General features: G+C 42.0%; 14 protein-coding genes and 1 riboswitch. Of the genes, 3 read left to right on the top strand and 11 right to left on the bottom strand.

What is annotated here, in order from left to right; genetic code table 11:
• Positions 1-21: 21 nt before the first annotated feature.
• The 3 genes from ACXAHI_RS19140 to ACXAHI_RS19130 form a co-directional block, all read right to left on the bottom strand.
• Positions 22-1,476 carry a sucrose-6-phosphate hydrolase gene (locus ACXAHI_RS19140; RefSeq protein ID WP_474850568.1) on the bottom strand — a complete coding sequence of 485 codons (1,455 nt, stop codon included), beginning with the start codon at positions 1,474-1,476 and terminating at the stop codon, positions 22-24.
• A gap of 62 nt (positions 1,477-1,538) precedes the next feature.
• A complete protein-coding gene (locus tag ACXAHI_RS19135; protein WP_474850566.1) occupies positions 1,539-2,933 on the bottom strand; it encodes a sucrose-specific PTS transporter subunit IIBC in 1,395 nt (464 codons plus the stop codon).
• 163 nt (positions 2,934-3,096) lie between these two features.
• A complete protein-coding gene (locus ACXAHI_RS19130) occupies positions 3,097-4,083 on the bottom strand; it encodes a LacI family DNA-binding transcriptional regulator (RefSeq protein WP_474850564.1) in 987 nt (328 codons plus the stop codon).
• Between the two features lie 175 nt (positions 4,084-4,258).
• Here ACXAHI_RS19130 and ACXAHI_RS19125 point away from each other — a divergent pair, with 175 nt between their 5' ends.
• Entirely contained in the window at positions 4,259-5,656 is a 1,398-nt protein-coding gene (locus ACXAHI_RS19125; protein WP_474850562.1) for an MFS transporter, read from the top strand.
• A gap of 29 nt (positions 5,657-5,685) precedes the next feature.
• Here the strand turns inward: ACXAHI_RS19125 and ACXAHI_RS19120 are convergent, their stop codons facing one another.
• The 5 genes from ACXAHI_RS19120 to ACXAHI_RS19100 all read right to left on the bottom strand — a co-directional run bounded on the left by ACXAHI_RS19120 (position 5,686) and on the right by ACXAHI_RS19100 (position 14,187).
• Positions 5,686-7,005 carry an NAD(FAD)-utilizing dehydrogenase gene (locus ACXAHI_RS19120; RefSeq protein WP_474850560.1) on the bottom strand — a complete coding sequence of 440 codons (1,320 nt, stop codon included), beginning with the start codon at positions 7,003-7,005 and terminating at the stop codon, positions 5,686-5,688.
• A gap of 83 nt (positions 7,006-7,088) precedes the next feature.
• Positions 7,089-8,957 (bottom strand): cation:proton antiporter, encoded by a 1,869-nt coding sequence (locus tag ACXAHI_RS19115; protein ID WP_474850558.1) that lies wholly within the window; start codon positions 8,955-8,957, stop codon positions 7,089-7,091.
• A gap of 116 nt (positions 8,958-9,073) precedes the next feature.
• Entirely contained in the window at positions 9,074-10,171 is a 1,098-nt protein-coding gene (locus ACXAHI_RS19110; RefSeq protein WP_474850556.1) for a DEAD/DEAH box helicase, read from the bottom strand.
• Between the two features lie 46 nt (positions 10,172-10,217).
• A complete protein-coding gene (locus ACXAHI_RS19105; RefSeq protein WP_474850554.1) occupies positions 10,218-12,374 on the bottom strand; it encodes a DNA topoisomerase III in 2,157 nt (718 codons plus the stop codon).
• Between the two features lie 157 nt (positions 12,375-12,531).
• Positions 12,532-14,187, bottom strand: a complete 1,656-nt coding sequence (locus ACXAHI_RS19100) for a glycoside hydrolase family 13 protein (RefSeq protein WP_474850552.1) — start codon at positions 14,185-14,187, stop codon at positions 12,532-12,534.
• Between the two features lie 198 nt (positions 14,188-14,385).
• Positions 14,386-14,487, top strand: a riboswitch (purine riboswitch).
• A gap of 46 nt (positions 14,488-14,533) precedes the next feature.
• Here ACXAHI_RS19100 and ade point away from each other — a divergent pair.
• Positions 14,534-16,249 carry an adenine deaminase gene (ade, locus tag ACXAHI_RS19095; RefSeq protein WP_474850550.1) on the top strand — a complete coding sequence of 572 codons (1,716 nt, stop codon included), beginning with the start codon at positions 14,534-14,536 and terminating at the stop codon, positions 16,247-16,249.
• A 35-nt stretch (positions 16,250-16,284) separates the two neighbouring features.
• On the opposite strand, the gene ACXAHI_RS19090 is transcribed toward ade, so the two are convergent.
• A complete protein-coding gene (locus tag ACXAHI_RS19090; RefSeq protein ID WP_474850548.1) occupies positions 16,285-17,253 on the bottom strand; it encodes a Gfo/Idh/MocA family protein in 969 nt (322 codons plus the stop codon).
• Between the two features lie 174 nt (positions 17,254-17,427).
• Here ACXAHI_RS19090 and ACXAHI_RS19085 point away from each other — a divergent pair, with 174 nt between their 5' ends.
• Positions 17,428-17,916: a CarD family transcriptional regulator gene (locus tag ACXAHI_RS19085; RefSeq protein ID WP_474850546.1), complete on the top strand. Its 489-nt coding sequence runs from the start codon at positions 17,428-17,430 to the stop codon at positions 17,914-17,916.
• A gap of 35 nt (positions 17,917-17,951) precedes the next feature.
• Here the strand turns inward: ACXAHI_RS19085 and gntK are convergent, their stop codons facing one another.
• Entirely contained in the window at positions 17,952-19,481 is a 1,530-nt protein-coding gene (gene gntK / locus ACXAHI_RS19080; RefSeq protein WP_474850600.1) for a gluconokinase, read from the bottom strand.
• 81 nt (positions 19,482-19,562) lie between these two features.
• Positions 19,563-20,915, bottom strand: a complete 1,353-nt coding sequence (locus tag ACXAHI_RS19075) for a GntP family permease (RefSeq protein WP_270180546.1) — start codon at positions 20,913-20,915, stop codon at positions 19,563-19,565.
• Positions 20,916-20,934: the final 19 nt, after the last annotated feature.

Below are 20,934 nucleotides of genomic sequence, written 5' to 3'. Positions count from 1 at the left end.
AGTCGGCCAGGCTCTTTCATTTTATATAGTGATATGGTTCATAATGTTCCACTTTATTACTTCAATCTTAGCTTCACCTTCGGATTTAAATAGAAGGCTCTTATCTTCTTCAGAAGGAAAGTAGCGCGAGGTGAAAACTTCTTCCCCTCCGTTAATAAACACCTCGATCGATGAGGAATCCACGTAAAAACGCAGTTGTGTAACAGAATCGATCTTACAGCTTCTAGACTCTTCCGTTCCATCAACAAAGCTATTTCGTTTAAAAGTAAGCAATTTTTTATCTGAATCGTACACCATCTCTGCTTCGTTTCTAAACGTAACCGAGAAAGATCCCTTTACCTCTTTTACATTGACAAGCAATTCATATACCTTGCCATTGAGCTCTTTTCGCTCCATCTGCTCATTGGAGAGGCTCGCTTTAATTTCCGTTTTGTTCTGACGCATGTCTTTTAGCTCTTCGACCGGTAGTTGAATCAGCTTTCCATCTCGATAGCGAAGCTCCCGAGGAATCGTTAGGGTATGAATCCATTTATGTTTTCTCGTTGGATGATGCTCTTCATCCTGTTCCGGTACACCCATCCATCCGATAACAAGACGTCTACCCTCTTCATCCTCGGTCGTTTGAGGTGCATAAAATTCAAAACCTCGATCGAGCTCAGTAAACGCATCATGATCAAGGCGTCCTGTTTCATAATCGAGCTTTCCTGATAGATAACCTGTCTGGTACACGTTTTGATAAGTGTAACCCTCTGGTTTAAGACCTTGAGGGGAAAAGAGCAGTACATCGCTTCCATCTAAGTGAAATAGATCCGGGCATTCCCACATAAATCCGAAATCACCAAGCTTCTTGTGTTTGGATGCTGTAACATCACCCTTCAGATTCCAGTTTCGAAGGTCATTTGATTCGAATAGGACAACCCGACCCTCTTCTTCGTTATTTTGTGCCCCGATCACCATGTACCAAGTACCTTCATGCTTCCACACCTTAGGATCTCGAAAGTGTGCCGTGTATCCTTCTGGCAAATCAAGCACTACACCATTTTTCTTAAAATGTATACCATCACTCGACTCAGCAATACATTGATAACTTTCACGGTTTCCATTTTCATCTTTCACGTTACCTGTATAAAACAGCATCATTTTATCGTTATGACTTATCGCACTACCTGAATAACATCCATCTTTGTCGAACCAGTCACCTGGAGACAATGCTGGGGAACGCAATTTCCAATTCACTAAATCGGTTGATGTGTAATGACCCCAGAACTTAGCACCATGTCCTGTTTTAAATGGCATCCATTGGAAAAAGACGTGATATTCCCCATTCCACTGAATAAAACCATTTGGATCATTAAGAAGTCCAACAGGCGGCATAAGGTGAAAGTGCGGAAGATGCGGATCAGACATCACCGTGTCTCTATGCACCTCCATGTCTTCAATCGCTAACTGAATTAGTTCCTCATTTCTAGTCGTCATTTCGATCACCTAACTCGTTCATATTTGTAAAAGGGAGTCTAGGCAGACCCCCTTCATAAAATTTATTTATCTAGCATGCTATCTTTGAAGCCAAAAATCCACGTTAAAGCGAAGGCAATTCCAATCGCGATTACATTTACAAGGATATAAAGGAAGATTTGGCTGTTCAAGAACAATAGCGTACCTGGAATAACTGTTACAGCAAGTCCTGTAGCTTTTAATTTGAATAATGAAGCGAGGAAGCCACCTACTGCTCCGCCGATCAGTCCCATTACAAACGGCTTCATGTAGCGAAGGTTCACACCGAAAATCGCTGGTTCAGTAATTCCTAGGAAAGCAGAAAGTGATGATGGTAACGCAAGTGCCTTAAGTTTCTTAGACTTCGTCTTCATACCAACTGCAAGTGCGGCACCACCCTGTGCTGCGATTGCTGCTGAAATGATCGGGTTAAACGGATTAAAACCTAGATTCTCAAAAAGCTGTATCTCTAGGAAGTTAAAGATGTGATGCACACCTGTGATAACGATGATCTGGTGGAAGAATCCAATGATTAAGCCACTTAGACCAAACGGAAGATCAAGAATAAATATAGTTCCATCCATGATGTACTCTTCAACCGTGTGGAAGATCGGTCCGATTGCAAACAGTGATAGGGTAATCATGATCAGTAATACTAGAAACGGCGTTAATATTAAATCTAATGATTCAGGAACCATCTTTCGAATCCGCTTCTCAAGTTTCGCACCGATTAAACCTGCAACGAATGCTGGAATAACCGATCCCTGATACCCAACTACTGGGATAAAGCCAAGAAATTTAAGAGGCTCAGCATTTCCTGCCGCTACCTCCCAAGCATTTGGAAGGGCTGGCGTTACGAGCATCAAACCAAGGACAAGTCCAATGGTCGGATTGCCCCCAAACACCCTAAACGTTGACCATGCTACTAGCGCTGGCAGGAAGATAAACGCTGTATCCGTAAGCACTTGTGTGAACAATACGAAGTTATCTGAAATATCACCAGGCGTTAACCCAAACAATGCGAGTATTTCTTCTTGAAGAACGAGTCCACGTAGTCCCATGAATAAACCAGTAGCTACAAGAGCTGGAATGATTGGAACAAATACGTCCCCGAACGATCTGATCGCGCGTTGGAATGCGCTTCCTTGCTTAGCTGCTTCCTCTTTTTGTTCCGATTTTGTTGCTTCCGCTAAACCGAGGGCAGATACCTCATCAAAGATACGGTTCACAGTACCCGTACCAAAAATAACTTGGTATTGACCGGAATTGTAAAAGGCACCTTTTACTTTTTCTATATTTTCTACTCTTTCTTGATCGATCTTCTCTTTGTCTTTGACCATGATTCGGAGCCTTGTCGCGCAATGTGCGACAGATTGGATGTTCTCTTCTCCTCCGATCGCATGGATTACTTCTTGTGCAATCTCTCTATTTGAAGCCATTTTCCTTACTCCTTTCTAAATGTGGTATCGATTCCACAAAGGTAATTTTATTGCGAGCGCTTACAAGCACTCGCTAACTTCTTTCCTTATTTCCAAATTGAATCATTTTGTGTGAACGATTCCACATCAGTAGAAAAAGATATGGTATCGTTTTCATTTGCTACTATACACTATCTCTTTCAATAAGTCTATAACTAAGTTTAATTTTTTGGTTTTCAAGGCTTTTTCCTTTTAGCTGCTTTAAAATGAGCTGCGCTGTTTGACGTCCCGCATCTTCATTAAAATAATCAACCGTGGATAAAGTCGGCGTAACATGTTTTGAGAGATCAGATGCACCAATTCCGAAGACGGCTATGTCCTCTGGTACTCGAATACCCTTTTCTTTCAAACACCCGAGCGCACCGATCGCCATTCGGTCAGTTACGGCAATTATAGCTGACGGCATGCTAGTACCACTCGTTAATCTTTCAGCTGCTTCATACCCAGATTCAAACGTGAAGTCACCATATTGAATCCACTCTTCATCGATCGATAGGTTATGTTTTTTCATTGCGTCTTTGTATCCCTTTTTACGAAGAACACCAACAGCATGATCAGTTTCTTGCACACCAATGAACCCTATGCGCTGATGACCTTTTGAAATCAGGGACTCCGCTATAGAGAATGTAGCATTATAATCGTCATATACGACAGAGGTAACGCCTTCGAGTTCCTGACCGAGCGCTACAAATGGACTGTTCGTTTCTTTTATTGTGTGCAACAATTCTTCATTTCGATTGGTAGCAAGTAAAATAATCCCGTCTACTTGACGACTTCTTAAGAGTTTAATATTTTCTATCTCTTTTTCTGGTTTTAGCTGTGTATTCGTAAGAAGAATTTGATAGCCGTTCTCTGCTAGTTCTTGCTCGATTCCATTCACTACCCTACTCGCAGTTTCCGTACTGATTCTTGGAAGAATGACACCGATGACACCAGAACGCTTCGTTCTCATCGTTTTCGCATGGGCGCTAGGAATATAACCCATTTCTTGGACTGCTTTCAAAACCTGCTCTCTTGCTTCCTGGCTAACGTAACCATTATCGTTCAATACTCGAGAGACGGTGGTTCTTGAAACACCTGCCCGTTTTGCTACATCTTTGATGGTTGTCATATTCTTCACCCCTTTCGCGAGATTTACCAATCTAATCATAATAGATTATCCGTTTTTTGTCTATAACTGGTAAAAGTGTTTGCTATGAGGCTAGTTAATTTACATCACGGACGTTCCATTCTATCATTAGATGGTACTAATTATTTCGAGTTCCTAAATAGAAAGAAGGATATTCATGTCAGATTCACATATAAGCAAGGAATTCACGCCGAACGAACGAAAACGATTGATCATTTTGGTGTGTACCATTCTTGCCTTTGCCGTTATGAACGGTACGATGTTTAATGTTGCAATACCAGATATTGCTGCTGCGTTCGATTTGAGTCCGTCTGAAGTGAGCTGGGTACTAACGGGATATATTCTCGTTTTCGCAATCGGTTCACTTATGTATGGAAAGCTAGCGGATATGTATCCGATCAAAACTCTTTTCACGATTGGAATTAGCATTTTTGCGACAGGAGCATTTATTGGGTTTATCTCTCCCAATTACGAAACACTACTTCTAGCAAGGTTATTACAAGCTGCGGGTGGTGCCACCATCCCCGCACTCGCATTCATCGTTCCGATTCGATTCCTTCCAAATGAAAAAGGACGCGTATTCGGACTCATCTCCTCCACAGTTGCATTCGCTTCTGGTGTAGGTCCAATCATTGGAGGGGTTGTCGGAGGCACGATGAATTGGAGGGTTCTTTTCCTTTTTTCAGTAGCGACGGTTTTTGCAATTCCTTTGTTTCGTAAATGGTTACCTAATGAAGAAAAGCGGAAAGGTTCCGTCGATATTCCTGGAGCGTTATTGATGGCTGCTTCAGTAGCAGCATTGCTCATTTATATCACGACTTTCTTGTGGTACTTACTTGTTTTATTCGTACTATTGTTCGGATTGTTTCTATATCGTACGTTTACAATCGAGAAACCTTTTATCGATCCACTTATTTTAAAAAATACGAAATATACAATCACAGCACTTACAAGCTTCCTCGGCACTTCAGCATTATTTGGCCTTATTTTTGTTATACCGATTATGTTACGTGATTTAAACGAACTGTCTACACTATCGATCGGGCTCGTATTATTCCCTGGTGCTATGGCAGCCGGGTTAATCGGTCAATTTGGAGGAAAGCTTATTGAGCAAAAAGGCGCTACGACAGTCGTTAAGCTCGCACTACTACTCATTGCGAGCGGAACCTTTTTTATCTCAACATTCTCAGGTTATGCAGCCTGGATCATCGTTCCATGTTTGCTGATCGCTTACCTTGGATTTCCACTGATTCAGAGCTCTACTGCTGACTTGATTTCTTCCATTTTACCGGAGCATCAAAACGGAGTGGGAATGGGAGTCTTCAACTTATTAAACTTTATGGCAGGCGCTTTCAGTTCAGCGATTTTCGGTCGCCTCCTGGACATGCAAAACGTGTCCTTAACCTTAAATCCACTAGCGAAATTAGGCGGTAATATCATTTATAGCAATCTCTATATCGGACTAAGTCTTGTAGCGATTGTGGCGTTAAGTGTTTTCACATTGAAGTTCAGATTAAAGCATGAAAAGAAATTGTCTGAGCGACCTATTTCATAAGCGATTAGACCGGCCGAAATGGCCGGTCTTTATATATGATTTGCAGTATAAAGTCCGCTCGCTGCTGCCTGTGACAATGAATGCGTTTCGCCAGAACAATCTCCGATTAGATAAAGTCCTTCCACATCCGTTTCAAACCATTGGTTCGTCTTGATTTTCGACTCATAAAATTTGGCGTCTATCCCATATAACAGCGTATCGTGGTCGATTGGCTCACCAAGAAGATCTTCTAACGATTGTAGGAACTCTAGTATTGCCGTACTGTATTTCGCTGGCACTTCTTCTCTTAAATCTCCTGGCTCTGCTGACAAAGTAGGACGTATCGTGTTCTCCTTAAGGGCTTCATCTGTGGTAGCGGTTCTATCTAACAAGTTCTGAAGCCGCTGGACGACTACACGCCCTCTCCCCCGATTAATACCTCCGATAATGTGTTGTGCAAAAGCATCTGCTTCTTTTTTAGAAGCAAAGATTGTAGGTACAAAAAGAGTGAAGTTAAGGTTTTGACTCTTCTCTTTTTCTAATTGATTCTGACCGTCAGGCATAACAAGGCCATGTTGATGTTTTCGTATGATACGACCATTCGGATTCATACAGTACGTTGTCGCTTCGTAATCAGAACCTTTTAAGTGAAGCTTTGTTTCAAAAGTATCTTTTAAAATGGTTTGGAGCTGATCTCCCCTCATCTCAACTCGGATCCCTAAGTCTAACCTGGATGGGCCTCTACGAAGTCCTAACGCCTCGCATTTCTCTAACATCCACGCACTACCGCTGTTTCCCGTGGAAAAGACAACCTTTTTTGATCTGTAAGTTCCATAATTTGTTCTCACGGAAAAATCACGATCCTTCGACACTTCCACGACATCTGCTTCGAAAAGGAAATCGATGTGACGGTTCAAATCATCATATAATTTTTGGAAAACTTCTGTTGATCGTTTCGTACCGAGGTGACGTACGGTTGTCGACAGCACTTTTAATCCATGCTGCTCTGCTTCTGATGCTAATTGGGGATTATGCGTTTGATAGCTCGGTACAGTGCTACCTCCGTATGCGCAAATCACGTCATCAACTTCTTTCATCAAAAGCAGCGCATTCTCATTACCAATCTTCATCCCTAAACTACCGCCAAAATCATTCGTATAGTTAAATTTACCTTCTGATTTACCAAGTCCAGCAAAACCTATGTATTGATCACAAACTTCACATTCGCAACCGTCTCCCTTACACGTTCGCTCATGAAGTTTTTTTCCTTTATCGATCATCAAAATACTTGCGTTAGGATGCAGTTTCGTCAGCTTATGAGCCATGAATATGGCGCTAACTCCTGCTCCGATTATAATGACATCATACATGTGACCCCTCCGGTTCCTACCTTTTTAGACAGCATACCATATGGCTAACGTTTCTTATCATAAAAAAGAAAAGGCCAAGCCCGTCATTCCTGACGTTCTTGAACCTTTTCGTCTTCACCTCGCTGCTTTTCAAGCTTTTGCTGGATACGATTAAACTCTTTACTAGGAGGCATCAAGCTAACTACGATATCCCCTGCTTCAGCCCTCAACTCGAAGTCATGTGAGAAAAATTCGAGCTTTCCTGAAGGCTTCTTGATAAACAGCTGGACCGTTTCTTCATCAATTTCCTCTAGGTATTGCTCATAATTATATTGCTGAGTAATGTTCGTTTTACGTAATACGTAGCCACTTTCAACTTTTCGATTCAAGTGTTCCCAGGTCGCTCCCTCGCGGAAAGCAATCCGCCCTCCAATCGTATGAACGAGCTCCTCGATGTCATCACCTCTGTCATTTCTTAGACTCAGTTGATAGAGATTGTTCCTTCCTATTTCCGGAACGAACGTTGTACATACGAGCGCGTTGTAAGAATCAAGTTCTGTAGCGGCAATCATATATTCGTACGGAGTTAAATCCAAACGATATTCCGTTTGCTCTGAAAGAATCTCTCCTCTGTAAAAAGGAACCCCTGCTTTTCTAGCAGTAATCAACCTTTTCCAAGATGAGTCGGTAATCAAGACAGGTACTTTCAACTGTTGAAGCGTACGTGAAAGAGCGGTACTGAATGAGCTTCCTCCTACGATGACCACACCAGGCTGCTCATCACTCGCTAGATTTAACTTTTCAGCTGTCCAGCGTATAGAGAAACCATGGACTACAACTGTTGCGAAGACGAGGGCAAAGGTTAGGGAAATCAGTATCTTCGCATCCTCATATCCTGCCTCAAGTAGAACACTCGCAAAATAACTCGCAACCGTTAACGCCACGATTCCACGAGGTGCAATCCATCCGACAAGCGTTTTTTCCTGCCAGGAAAGATCAGTTCCAAGTGTAGACAGCCAAATCGATAGTGGTCTCACAATAAAGAGCATCAACAGTACGAATGCTAAGATCTGCCATTGGAAGATCTCCAATAACGTCTCAACGGATAGAGATGCCGTTAGCATGATAAAGACAGTCGATATAAGTAAAACAGAAATGTTCTCTTTGAAATGCCTCATATCATCGATGGACGAGATATGCATATTTGCAATCGTGATCCCCATTGCAGTTACTGCTAATAATCCTGTTTCATGTGAGACTTCATCAGCTACTGTGAAACATAAGATCACGACACCGAACACGACGGGAGATTTTAGAAATTCTGGTACGTACCCTTTCTCAAACATCCAACCGATTCCGCGTCCACATAAAAATCCGAGCAGAGTCGCAAAGAGAGATGCTAAGAAGAAGATGAGAAGGACCGTTGGCGTAGCTTCTTCAAATTGAAGGAACTTGATGATCTCAAAGGCGAATACTGCAAGTAGTGCGCCGAGCGGATCTACGATAATTCCTTCCCATTTCAATATTTTTGCGGGTCTTGGCTTAAGTTTCGCCTGTCTCAACAACGGTAAGATGACGGTAGGTCCTGTAACGATGAACAGACCACCGATTACAAAGGCTACTCCCCAAGATAATCCTGCCACGTAATGTGCAGATAGAGAACCTAATAACCATGCTAGAAAGGCACCGATGGTAACGATTCTACCCACAGGTTTTCCTAGTCCTTTGATTTCACGAAAATCTAAATTCAAACTTCCCTCAAATAAGATAATTGCAACTGCGATAGAAACAAATGGATCGAACAACTCTCCAAAAACGTTATCTGGGTGTAGAATTCCGAAGATTGGACCTACAAGCAGTCCGATGATGGACATGACTACGATGGCTGGCATGTTAAAGCGCCAGGCAATCCACTGTGAGAATACACCTAGGACGCCGACAAGCATGATATTAAACAAGATCGAATCTACCACAGGTAGCCTCCTTATCAAATCAGTTCTTTTTATTTAAGTATTCTATAACTTTAAATGATTTCAGTAAAATTGTATGGGTTTCTGCTCACGTTTTTTGAAATTAGTAAATATTGCTCCTACAACGTCTTTCTTTTAAGTTGTATTTGTAAGGACCTTTCGATCAATTGAAGCATGTTCTCATCTGAGGGCGTAGCAAGTGTAACGGCTATTCCTTGAGCTCCTCCTCGAGCAGTTCTTCCGATTCGATGAACATACCCTTCAACATCGATGGGGATGTCATAGTTGATCACATGTGTTACATCGTCGATATCAAGTCCTCTTGCCGCAATATCTGTTGCAATAAGAAATTGAATTTCATCGTTCCGAAATTCTTCAACAACTTGTTCCCTTTTAGCTTGAGAAAGGTTCCCGTGGAATATCCCACATTTATAGTCTTTTTCACGGAGGGCTTCGGCTAAACGATCCACCCTTCTCTTTGTTCTACAGAATAAAACGGCTTTGTATGGGCGGAACTGGTGCAAGATCACCAATAAAGTTCCCAGTTTTTCCCGAGCTTTCGTCACAAAAAAGGTTTGCTTGATATCTGGAACTCTCAAGACTCTATCGTCATAACACTCTACAGGAGCATTTAGAAATTTGTTCGAGAGCTCTTTAATAGGTTCAGGCATCGTTGCGGAGCAAAGAACCGTTTGTCTGTCTTCCGGTAGAACGTCTAGCAGTTCCATCACTTCTGGTAAAAAGCCGATATGTAACATTTGATCCGCTTCGTCCAGAACAGTTAATGATACTGAACTGAGTTCGATCGTTCCACGTCGCAAATGATCAAGTAATCTTCCGGGTGTTCCAACAGCAATCGTCGCTGCTTTAAGACGGTCGATTTGAATTTGAATCTCTTGCCCCCCGTATATTGCAACTGCTTGTTGTTCACTAGGTAAAAGTCTCATCACTTCCTTTGTAATCTGAATCGCTAACTCTCGTGTAGGTGTAATAACAAGAATATTTACCCTATTTTCAACATGTTTAAGCCTTTCAACTGCAGGGAGGAGAAATCCAAGCGTCTTTCCTGTACCTGTTTTAGCCCTTACGATCGCATCTTTTCCTTCTACTACCGTAGGAATCATCTTTCGCTGTATATCAGTAGGAGTCTCGATTCCCTTTTCCTTTAGCTGTTCGACCGTTTTCTTATTTATACCCATTTTGATAAACTCATTCATCACTTACCCTGCTTTCTATCGAAAAAGAAGCAGGCGTACCTGCTTCTTACTTATCTTGATCAAGCTTCAACTTCGAAAGTGCATCAGCTAGAGCCGTATTGACCGGTTCTTCTTTTTGCTGATTCTTCATGTACTTTGAAACATCACGCTTAGATGCTTTATGATTCTTTTCTTTGCTCTTCCGTTTATTGAAGGACGAGAGCTTTTCTCTGTGACCACATTTACAAATAAAGGTTTGAGCTTCACCCTGTCCATGAAGTTCTAGTTTTTTCTTACACTTTGGACAGCGTGCATTCGTCGCTCTACTCTTTCCTTTACGGTAACCACACTCTCTGTCCTGACAAACAAGCATCTTACCTTTCTTATTCGTCACCTCTAACATTAGATTACCGCAATCAGGGCACTTTGTACCCGTAAGGTTATCGTGTTTAAATTTCTTCTTGCTATCTTTTATATTCTGCACCGTTTCTTCTGCATAAGCCTTCATTTCTTTAATAAAAGCCTGTTTCGTTAATTTGCCTTGTGCAATCGCTTCAAGTTTTTGTTCCCATTCAGCGGTTAGTGCGGGAGATTGCAGCTCATCTGGGACGAGTTCAAGGAGCTGTTTTCCTTTCGCAGTTAACGTGATATCTTTACCCTTCTTCTCGATAAGAAAACTATTGAAGAGTTTTTCAATGATGTCAGCTCTCGTTGCAACCGTACCAAGACCACCCGTTTGACCAAGCGTTTTGGCAAAGCGCTTTTCTTGCTTCTCTAAGAACTGCGCTGGTTTTTCCATAGCAGTTAATAATGACCCTTCATTGAAACGTGCCGGCGGATTCGTCGTGCCTTCTGTTCTTGTGAGGGAAAGAACCTTGAGCTTCTGGCCTTCTTGAAGCTCAGGTAACAGTTCGTCTGCTTCTTCGTTACCATACACTTCCTTCCAACCTTTGGAGATCACTTTCTTCCCTTTTGCTTCAAACGATTCACCGTTGATTTTCGCATGCACCGTCACCTGCTCGTATTCATAAGGCGGGTACAAAGCAGCTACAAAACGCTTAACGATTAAATCATACACCTTACGATCTTTATCACTCAACTCTCTAATGACAGGGTGTTGCTCTGTTGGGATGATCGCATGATGGTCAGATACTTTCCGATCATCGATGATGTGATTCGCTTTAAGTGGTTGCGATGCTATTTTCCTAGCAGTTTTTTCATAGGAGGAAACCGCTTGAAGGCGTTCTTTAAGCGTTTCTTTCATATCAGAAGATAAGAAGCGCGAATCCGTTCTCGGATACGTGACAAGCTTATGCTGCTCATATAACCTTTGCGTAGCTGACAGGGTTTCTTTTGCTGAGAATCCAAACCTTTTGTGTGCTTCTCTTTGAAGTTCAGTAAGATCATAGAGCCCTGGTGAATAGTTCTTTTTCTTCGCCTTATCGATCGCTTGAACAGCCGCATCTTCCCCAGTAGTTTTATTCTTGATATCATCCATTTTGCTTCGATCAAATAAGCTATTTTCGTTGTTCTTACCGCGCCATTTGAGTGAGAATCCGTCTACCACAGCTACGAGTCCATAGTACCGTTCTGGTTCAAACGATTTAATTTCTGCTTCTCTATGAGCGATCATCGCAAGCGTTGGTGTTTGAACTCTTCCGCTCGAAAGCTGAGCATTGAATTTCGTTGTTAACGCTCTTGAAGCATTTAAGCCAACGTACCAGTCTGCTTCAGATCTTGCGACTGCCGATTGATATAATGCTTCATAGTTCTTTGCGTCCTTTAAGTTTTTAAACCCTTCTCGAATCGCCTTATCTGTAACAGACGATATCCAAAGGCGTTTCATCGGTTTATTCACTCGTGCCTTTTCGATGATCCATCTTGCTACAAGCTCGCCTTCACGTCCTGCGTCAGTCGCAATAATAATCTCACTTACATCTTTACGGTTCATTTGCGTTTTAACAGCGCTGAACTGCTTTCCACTTCGTTTGATAACGACAAGCTTTAACGGGGAAGGTAGCATCGGTAAGTCATCTAAGTTCCACGTTTTGTATTTCTCATCATACACTTCTGGATCTGCCAAGGTCACCAGGTGTCCTAATGCCCATGTGACGATGTAGCCATCTCCTTCTAAATAACCGTTACCTTTCTTAGAACAATTCAGTACTCTAGCAATATCTCGTCCAACTGAAGGTTTCTCAGCAAGAATTAATTTTTTACTCACTATACCAATCTCCTCAAAAACACCTATACTTTTCTATCATCATACCAGCTACATTGTTGCACGTGAAACATTCTAGTATAAAGAAGCATTTCTTTTACTAGCTAAAATATAAAAGAAAGCTGCTTCAGACACAGGTCCGAAACAGCTTATTCCTCGATTAAATTCTATACACTCTTGCTTCATATGGTTTTAGAACCAAAGCTGTGCTCTCACTTTTTTCGATTTCGTAATTATGAAGCAACAAGTTTTGATGTTTCAAATCAAAGTCAGCCGTAAACTCTGCTGTTTCAGTTGAAAGGTTCGTGATTACAACGACACGATCGTTACTTGTCGTACGGGTATAAGCGTAAATTTGTTTATGATCTTCAAGGATTAGATCATAAGCGCCATACGTGAAAACAGGATTGTCTTTTTTAAGAGAAATCATTTCTTTATAGAATGAAAGAACGGATCCTTTTTCTTGTTCTTGTTTTGCAACGTTGATTTCCTTGTAGTTAGGATTCACTTTCATCCAAGGAGTCCCCGTCGTAAATCCAGCGTTCGAATCCGTGTTCCACTGCATAGGTGTTCGACTATTATCTCGTGATGATGCCCAGATCACTTTCATGATTTCTTCATGAGATACGCCTTTTTCTCGCTGAATACGATAGCGATTTTTATCAGCTACATCGTCATAATCATCGATCGATGGGAATTGAACGTTCGTCATTCCAATTTCTTGTCCCTGGTAGATAAAAGGCGTTCCTTGCATGAGGAAATACATCGCACCCATTGAAGTCGCGCTTTCCTTCCAGAATTCTTCGTCATTTCCCCATGTAGAAACGACACGCGGTTTATCATGATTCTCTACGAAAAGAGCATTCCAGCCATCATTCTCGAGGCCTTTCTGCCAACGGGTCAACACTTTCTTCAATTCAACGATATCTAATTCACTGTTTTCTTCAGCATCCCATAATCCAAGGTGCTCAAACTGGAATATCATGTCCATCTTACCTTGTTCTTTACCGACCCATTGATCTGCTTGATCGATCGAAACACCGTTTGCTTCACCGACTGTCATAACATCGTAGTTTGCGTACGTCTTATTCTTAAATTCTTCAAGGAAAGGTTGAATGCCTTCCTGATTCATATGCATATCGAAAGACGAAACATACTTTTCATCTTTAGGGTTAGGCATATCCGGTAGACCTGGGCGCTTTTTAATATGACTAATCGCATCGATCCGGAAGCCATCGATCCCTTTATCGAGCCACCAGTTTACGGTTTCATATAAGGCATCACGGACATCTGAGTTCTCCCAGTTTAGGTCAGGCTGTTTCGTTGAAAAAACATGCAGGTAATACTGATCAGTCGTCTCATCGTACTCCCACGCAGAACCTCCAAAGATACTCTCCCAGTTGTTTGGTTCATGTCCTTCTTTACCATCTCGCCAAATGTACCAATCACGTTTTGGATTTTCCTTTGAAGATTGAGATTCAATAAACCATCTGTGCTCGTCACTCGTATGGTTCAGTACAAGGTCGATGATCAACTTCATTCCACGCTTGTGCACTTCGCGAAGTAGAAGATCAAAGTCCTCCATTGTTCCGAAGTCGTCCATAATATCTTGATAATCCGAAATGTCATACCCATTGTCGTCGTTTGGAGACTTATACATCGGACAAATCCAAATGACGTCGATCCCTAAATCTTTAATATAATCAAGTCGTTCTATAATCCCTTGCAAATCACCGATTCCATCACCGTTGGAGTCCTGAAAGCTGCGGGGATATATTTGATAACCGACTGCTTCTTTCCACCAAACTCTATTCATTCTCCTACACCCCCATTAATTTATAAAAAAGAGTTATCTGTAAGTGCAAACGTTTGCTCAATTTTGCAATAAAAAAAGCCTTCCAATGATATCGCTTACTTAATTCTACTCCCTATCCACATAATTATCAATATACTTGTAAAAGTAATTTTAGAAGCATGAATTGACGTTGCGATGGAGAATGTATAGAATACCTTATTAATCGCTATCAGAACGCTTCGTATAATTTTGGAGATAAGGTCCAAAAGTTTCTACCAAACTACCGGAAATGGTTTGACTACGATGATCACTTACGTATCATCCCCTGTCAGGCTGGAGAATTCCAGAACGAGAGGAGATTACAAGAATGGAACAATTTATTAGAAGAATTCAAACCGCATCAGGTGACCGTGCTGCAGATACCGTTATTAGAAACGCAAGGATATTAGATATCTATAATCTACGTCTCATTGCTGGCGATGTTGCGATTACAGACGGAAAGTTTGTTGGGATAGGAGATTTTGAAGGAAAAGAAACAATCGATGCCAAACAAAAAATCCTCGTCCCAGCTCTAATCGATGCACACGTTCATATTGAATCTGCCATGGTTTCCCCTTCAGAATTCTCAAAAGCCGTTCTCCCACACGGTGTCACAACTGTTATTACAGACCCCCATGAAATCGGTAATGTGCTTGGAGCGGAGGGGATTTCGTATATGATCGATGACTCAGAGAACATACCGATGGATGTTTTCTTCATGCTTCCTTCTTGTGTTCCATCCACGCCTTATGAAAACGCAGGAGCCATCCTAACCGCCAATGACTTGAAACCTTTTTACAATCATCCTCGTGTTCTAGGTCTCGCTGAGGTTATGGACTACCCTTCCGTCAAACATACAGACCAATCGATGATGGATAAGCTTCTTGATGCCCACCGATACGATAAGAAAATCGATGGACATGCAGCTGGTCTTCCTAGCCATGCACTTAACGTCTATAAATCTGCAGGCATCAATACCGATCATGAATGTGTGTCAGCTGAAGAGGCTTTAGAACGCATACAAAGAGGCATGTATGTTTTGATACGTGAGGGCTCAGTGGCAAAAAACACGAAGCAGATCCTACCAGCGGTCACTCCTCAGAATGCAAGGCGCTTTCTGTTTTGTACGGATGATAAACATATGGACGACCTTATTTCAGAAGGAAGTGTCGATCATAATATACGTCTAGCGATCAAACATGGGATTGATCCCTACCTTGCCATTCAGATGGCTTCACTCAATGTAGCTGAATGTTATGGACTTAATAAAGGAGCCATCGCCCCTGGTCTAGATGCAGATTTTCTAGTGATGAACGATCTAGAAACGTTTGATATTTACCAAGTCTTTCGAGAAGGGAAACTTGTCGCCCAAGACGGTACGACTTCATTTAAACCTAAACCTCTCCCCTCTGAAGAGATTATTAACACCGTAAACATACAGACTATTACGCAAGAAAGCTTACGTATTACAATTGAAGGTAAACGTGCGAACGTTATTGAGATTGTCCCTAACCAGATTGTGACGAAGCACCTCACAGTTGACGTAGAGACAACGGAGAACACATTTGTACCTTCCAAAAAAGCTGACCTTATGAAGTTAGCCGTTATCGAAAGGCATCATCATACAGGAAACATCGGCCTTGGAATAGTGAAAGGTCTCGGTTTTGAGAAGGGTGCGATCGCTACCACAGTTGGTCATGACTCTCATAATGTAATCGTTGCGGGCACAAACGACGAGGACATCTTATCAGCAATCGATGCTCTTAAACAAATAGGTGGAGGATTGGTCGTTGTAAGGAATGAGGAAGTAATCGGTCAATTGCCGTTACCGATTGCAGGTCTCCTTTCAGACAAAGGGTACCAAGCCGTTAACAAAGGATTGCTCGAGCTAGACATCGCTCTGAAAGAAATAGGCGCTCCCGAACATTTCAATCCCTTTCTAACCCTCTCTTTTCTAAGCCTTCCAGTCATTCCGGAACTAAAGCTCACTGACAAAGGTCTTTTCGATGTAACAGCATTCAAACATATTTCGATTGACGAATAACGAAACCCGCCTGGCATGATGCCAGGCGGGTTATTCTATGAAATGATCGCAACTTCAGACTCTTGCTGAACAGAACGATAAGATGCTTCCATCAACACCGTTAGATCGAGTGCTAGTGCAATGTTTTCATCCGTTCGTTTATTATGTTTTACATGGTCGATCCATTGATTGAAAGGAGAAGGTTGATCAGCAGGAATTGAAACTTTCTCGAATCCTTTTCCAGTGTTTAGTAACACATGACCTTCATCTGTTCCGTATAAAACGGACCCTTTCGTTCCATGCAGTTCAATTGTAAAAGGAGAATGAGGGTTAACGAATCCTGTTTCTATAATGCCATATGAACCTGATCCATATTGAAAGGTTACGACAGCCTGGTCTTCAACTTCCTTTCCAGTCATATACCCAAATTGCGCAGAGATCCGCTGAGGCATTCCTTGAAATAGCCTCGTTAAGTAAACTGGGTGACACCCTAAGTCGATGAGCGCTCCACCCTGGCACGTTTCTTCGTCATAGAAATGATTCGGTAACCAATCTGCTATCGCCCCATCGTGAGCAAGACGCACTCTAGATTGCGTGATGTCACCGATTTCACCTGAGGCGATGATATCTTGTATTGCTTTCGTATAGCCGTCATACACCCTAGGCATTGAAACGAACAGCTTCACATCCTCTTGCTTTACCGTTTCGATTATTTCTAGTGCTTCCTCTTCTGTTGCCGCCAGAACCTTTTCTGTAAAAATGTGTTTCCCCGCTTTGGCTGCTTTTATCATAAGATCTTTGTGCATGTTCGTTGGAGATGTAACGACCACTCCATCGATCGTATCGCGCCTTAGAAGATCATCGATACTGTCTATGTACTCTGCTCCCAACTTTTGTGCTTCACTTCTTCCTCGCTCCTCATATTCATCCCAAACCGCTGTAATGTGCGTTTCAGGATGATCGAGTGCTTCTTTCGCATAATCCTTTGCATGAACGTGCCAAAAACTTAACATTGCGAGATTCATAACGGAAGCCTCCTATAAATACAAAATGATAACGCTTTACTCATTGTATAGGAGTTGATTGCAATCCATCAATTAAAGAGGTAAAGAAATTGAAATAAATTAAAATTAGTGTGCATTTTCTATTTATGATATAATAGTAGTTGTGCTATAATTAAATATTTTGGAGGTGGGCGCTTGTTTGAGGTAGGCGACAAAGTTTTTTATCCCATGTACGGTGCAGGTGTAATTGAAGCTATTGAAGAAAAAGAGATTCTGGGCGAAACACAGCTCTATTATATTCTTAATATTTCATTTCGCGATATCCAGGTGATGATTCCAAAGGATAAAATGGAGAATTTGAATATTCGTGAAGTATTGGATTCGAATAAAATGGACGATATTCTAACAACATTCCATGCTGATGCTGAACTTGATGCTGAACCCAATGCAAATCGAAACCAGCGATACCGCGATAATATGAATAAGCTTAAAACCGGGGATATTCGTAACCACGTAGAAGTGATTCGCGAACTGGTTACCCTCAACAAGAAAAGACCACTAGGAACAGACGATAAAAAGCTGCTTGAAAACGCTCAGCAGTTTCTCATAAGTGAAATCGTACTAACGAAAGATGTTAAGCTCGATCAGGCTACGTCGATGTTACACGAAGCGATTTACCAGTAAATAAAAGGACAGCACCACTTCGGTGCTGTCCTTTTTCATTTTCCTAATACGTTCGTTTGAAATGCTGAAATAGCTTTATATTCTTCAGCTAGCTTGTTCGAAATACTCGTGTAAATCGGTAATAGTTCAGCATATAACTTCACGCTTTCTTCTTCAGGCTGGTGCGCATACGTACTACCAACGAGGTCTGATACGATTTTGTAAGAATCGATTTCTCCTAATGCCTCCATTCCAAGGACGATCGCACCAAGGCAAGAGCTTTCATAACTTTCAGGAACGATGACTTCTTCATTAAAAATATCCGCCATCATTTGACGCCACAGTGCTGATCTTGAGAAACCGCCAGTCGCTTTAATTTGCTTTGGTTCACCAATTAGTTCCTTTAGGGCTTCTAGGACACTATATAGATTGAAGATGACGCCTTCTAAAACCGCTCGAATCATGTGCTCTTTCTTATGGTGCATCGCAAGACCGAAGAAGCTGCCTCTTGCATCTGAGTTCCACAGTGGAGCACGTTCTCCCGCAAGGTATGGGTGAAAAATTAACCCATCTGACCCTGGCCTCACTTGCTCAGCGATTCTAGTTAAGATTTCGTACGTGTCGATACCAAGACGCTTCGCCGTTTCCATTTCAGAAGCTGCGAATTGATCTCTGACCCAGCGGAAGGTTATTCCCCCGTTGTTGACAGGTCCTCCGATTACCCACTTGTTTTCAGTGAGCGCGTAACAAAAGATTCGTCCACGTGGATCTGTGACAGGTCGATCAGTGACAGCACGAATAGCTCCACTCGTTCCGATCGTTACCGCGACAACGCCTGGCTCGATTGCATCAACACCTAGGTTTGATAAAACCCCATCACTTGCTCCAACGATAAATTTAGTCGAAGCACTTAATCTTGTTTCTTCGATGTATGGTTCTTTCAATCCCTCTATGACCCTAGTTGTGGAGACTGGTAGAGATAGTTTCTCTTCAGTAATACCTGCCACAGATAGAGCCTCTTCATCCCAATCAAGTTGTTCAAGATTGAATAGTCCCGTTGCAGATGCAATCGAATAATCGACTACGTACGTATGGAAAAAGCGGTAGAACACATATTCTTTAATCGAAATAAACTTGGAAGCTGATGTAAATAACTCCTCTTTCTCGTTTTTTAGCCATACTAACTTTGATAAAGGAGACATCGGATGGATTGGAGTACCTGTTCGCAAATAAATGTCATGCCCATTCATCTCTGTCTTGATTTTTTCAGCCCACTTCGCACTTCTGTTATCCGCCCATGTGATGCAGTTTGTCATCGGCTTCCCTTCAGAATCGACAGCTATCAGGCTATGCATGGCAGAACTGAAAGACACGAATGAAATGCTCTCTGCAGAAAGACTCTCCTCAGTCAGTACTTCTCGAATCGACTTTACAACCGCAAGCAAGATCTCTTCGGGGTTTTGTTCAGCAATACCTGGTTTAGGGGTTAAAAGTGGATATTCAACGCTATGCTTTGTAACTGGATGACCACTTTCATCAAATAAAACAGCTTTGGTACTCGTCGTCCCAATATCAACGCCGATCATATATTTATTTTTCAAAGGAATCTCCTCCTCTAGTTAGGTGTAATAACAAAATGCGAGCGTAACGCTCGCATTCGACTTCGATTATCCAATAAAGAAACTACAAACAAACACAACGGCGAATCCGACTAGACCAATTAACGTTTCCATAACGGTCCACGATTTTAATGTGTCTTTTTCATTTAATCCTAAGAATCTGTTCACTAGCCAGAAACCAGAATCGTTCACGTGAGATAAAACCGTTGCACCAGCTGCAATAGCAATCACCATCATACCTAATACTGGTCCTTGCATATCCATACTTGTGATGAGTGGTGACATAAGACCCGCAGCGGTTACCATCGAAACGGTGGCAGAACCTTGAGCGACACGTACAGCAGCAGCGATTAAGAAAGCCAATAGAATTGGAGGTAATGGTGAAGAAGCCATCTTTTCGCCTAAAACCTGTCCAACACCCGAATCGATCAACACTTGTTTGAAAACACCACCGGCACCTGTTACAAGAATGATGATCCCCGCAGGCTCAAGTGCTTTATTCGCTATACCCTGCACATCTTCCTTCGTATACCCACGTAATGTTCCAAGTAGAATGAATGCAAGGATTGTCGCGATTGTCAATGCCACGAAAGGATGTCCCATAAATGTTAAGAAAGAGCGTAATGGAACGAGTGAGCTTCCATCTTCAATTAGAAGATCAGATAGCGTGTTCGCTAAAATCAATACGAGCGGGATCGAAATCAAGCTCGTAACGAGCCAAAAGCTAGGGAGCTCTTTATCATATTCTTTTTCTTCAATTTCCATGTAATCTGGTACTGTCGCATGAATTTTCTTACCGATATAACGTCCAAATAAAGGACCTGCAATGATCATAGAAGGGATACCCGCTAATACACCAAAGAGAATTACCCAGCCAAGATCAGCACCAATTAAATCCGCAACTGCGATGGGTCCTGGAGTTGGCGGAATAAAGCTATGCGTGACCGCAAGTCCTGCTAATAGCGGGATCGCATAATGGAGCAGCGACTTCCCTGTTTTTTTTGCAAGACTATAGACAAGTGGAACAAGGATGATAAAACCAACATCAAAAAAGACCGGAATCGCTACAATAAAGCCCGTTAAACCAAGTGCCCACTGAGCTCTTCCTTCTCCGAACTTTTTGATAAGCGTTTGTGCAAGGCGTTCAGCACCACCAGAAACTTCTAGCATCTGTCCGAACATGGCACCTAAACCAACGACCACAGCTACGAACCCAAGGGTTCCACCCATACCGTTCTTAACCGACTCGATCACACCATCTAATGGCATACCTGCCGCAATCCCTACTAATAAACTTACTAGTAATAATGAAACGAACGCGTGTAATTTTGTTCTGATAACTAGAAATAAAAGTACAAAGATAGCAAGAACGGCTAACAGAATCAGCATATTACCCGACATGATTTTATCCTCCTTTATT

The organism is Anaerobacillus sp. ABD4_527, from assembly GCF_056160805.1.
The sequence above is the reverse complement of the archived record's forward strand: the minus strand, read 5'-3'. Positions and strand labels throughout refer to the sequence as shown.

Excerpts from the sequence above, each read along its gene's own strand:
- ACXAHI_RS19135 (WP_474850566.1), bottom strand. The coding sequence starts at position 2,933 with ATGGCTTCAAATAGAGAGATTGCACAAGAAGTAATCCATGCGATCGGA.
- gntK (WP_474850600.1), bottom strand. The coding sequence starts at position 19,481 with ATGATCGGCGTTGATATTGGGACGACGAGTACCAAAGCTGTTTTATTT.
- ACXAHI_RS19100 (WP_474850552.1), bottom strand. The coding sequence starts at position 14,187 with ATGAATAGAGTTTGGTGGAAAGAAGCAGTCGGTTATCAAATATATCCC.
- ACXAHI_RS19140 (WP_474850568.1), bottom strand. The coding sequence starts at position 1,476 with ATGACGACTAGAAATGAGGAACTAATTCAGTTAGCGATTGAAGACATG.
- ACXAHI_RS19090 (WP_474850548.1), bottom strand. The coding sequence starts at position 17,253 with ATGAATCTCGCAATGTTAAGTTTTTGGCACGTTCATGCAAAGGATTAT.
- ade (WP_474850550.1), top strand. The coding sequence starts at position 14,534 with ATGGAACAATTTATTAGAAGAATTCAAACCGCATCAGGTGACCGTGCT.
- ACXAHI_RS19130 (WP_474850564.1), bottom strand. The coding sequence starts at position 4,083 with ATGACAACCATCAAAGATGTAGCAAAACGGGCAGGTGTTTCAAGAACC.
- ACXAHI_RS19075 (WP_270180546.1), bottom strand. The coding sequence starts at position 20,915 with ATGTCGGGTAATATGCTGATTCTGTTAGCCGTTCTTGCTATCTTTGTA.
- ACXAHI_RS19120 (WP_474850560.1), bottom strand. The coding sequence starts at position 7,005 with ATGTATGATGTCATTATAATCGGAGCAGGAGTTAGCGCCATATTCATG.
- ACXAHI_RS19110 (WP_474850556.1), bottom strand. The coding sequence starts at position 10,171 with ATGAATGAGTTTATCAAAATGGGTATAAATAAGAAAACGGTCGAACAG.
- ACXAHI_RS19125 (WP_474850562.1), top strand. The coding sequence starts at position 4,259 with ATGTCAGATTCACATATAAGCAAGGAATTCACGCCGAACGAACGAAAA.